General features: G+C 66.9%; 1 protein-coding gene. It reads left to right on the forward strand.

The features are described 5' to 3' along the window. Positions 1-143: 143 nt before the first annotated feature. Positions 144-1,384: ABC transporter ATP-binding protein/permease (locus ACIPIA_RS16320; protein ID WP_400511023.1), on the forward strand; the 1,241-nt coding region annotated here is incomplete at its 3' end.

The raw sequence follows: 1,384 nt of genomic DNA on the forward strand, positions 1-1,384 counted from the left end.
TCCGCGAACCCGGCCCGCTGCTTCGTTCAGCCTGAGTTCATTTTCGGCCCCCCAGTTTCCGGCAGGGAGACCGGAAAACCGGCCCTTGGGGAACTATCGAAACCGTGCTGACGCCCGATGAGACGCCAGGCGCAAGATCGGCCGTGCCTGGAGATCGCCAGGTCGCGATCCGCTTCGCACGCCTGACGCGCGATTTCTGGCGCGGCGAAACCGCCCGCTGCGCCTGGCTCTGGTCGCTGCTGCTGGCGACAGGCGTCATCCTCTCGGTTTTCGCGAACGTCACGGTCAATCGCTGGAACGGCTGGTTCTTCGACGCGCTGGAGCGGAAGGACGGCCATAGCGCGCTCGTCGCCATGGCGGTATTTCCCGTCATCGTCCTCGCAGTTGCGGGAGTCGGCGTACTCATCCTGAAATCGCGCGAGACCTTCCAGGTCCACTGGCGGCAATGGCTCACGGCCAAGCTCGCCGATGGCTGGGTCGGCGAGCGGCGCTTCTTCCGCCTCGGCCTCAGCGGCAACGAGCCGGCCAATCCGGAATACCGCATCGCCGACGATGTCCGCTGGGCGACGGAGCCAGTCGTCGACTTCGCGATCGGCCTGCTCTCCTCCGTCATCACCATCGTGATCTTCATCGAGATCCTCTGGGAGATCGGCGGCAGCCTAGGCCTGAACTGGGGCGAGACCCGGATCGTCGTGCCGGCCTATCTCGTGCTGGCGGCGGTGTTCTATGCGGTGATCGTCTCGGCGCTGGTGATGACCGTCGGGCATCGCCTGGCTGGGCTCATCGCAGCGCGCAACGAAAGCGAGGCAGGCCTGCGCTTCGCCCTGATGCGCATCCGCGACCATGGCGAGGCGATCGCGCTCGCGAGGACGGAAACGGGGGAGCGCCAGGCCGTGGCGCTGAGCTACGCGGTGGTGGTGCAACGCTGGCTGACGGTGATCCGTCAGCGCGCGCGCCTGACATGGATCACCAATGGCAGCAGCGCGCTGGTGCCGATCGTGCCGCTGCTGCTGGCCGCGCCGAAATACCTTGCCGGCGAAATGACCCTCGGCGGCGTCGTCCAGGTCGCCGCCGCCTTCGTCGCCGTACAGAACGCCTGCAACTGGCTACTCGACAATTTCATGCGCATCGCCGAGTGGCTCGCCGCCGCCCGGCGGGTCAACGAACTGGCCGATGCGCTCGTCGAGATCGAAGCCCGGCCACCTCAGCACGCTCTCATCATCGAGCAGACGCAGGACGGGTCACTGAGGCTGCAGGACGTTGCCCTGCACGACGGCCTGGGACATCCGCTCGCCGCCGGCGTCGATATCAATCTGCCCGCCGGCGCGACGCTTCATGTCCAGGGCGACGCCGGCTTCGCCAAGAACGCACTGCTGCAGGCCAT

The sequence above is a fragment of the Allobosea sp. CER48 genome, assembly GCF_044752385.1.
GTDB lineage: Bacteria > Pseudomonadota > Alphaproteobacteria > Rhizobiales > Beijerinckiaceae > Allobosea.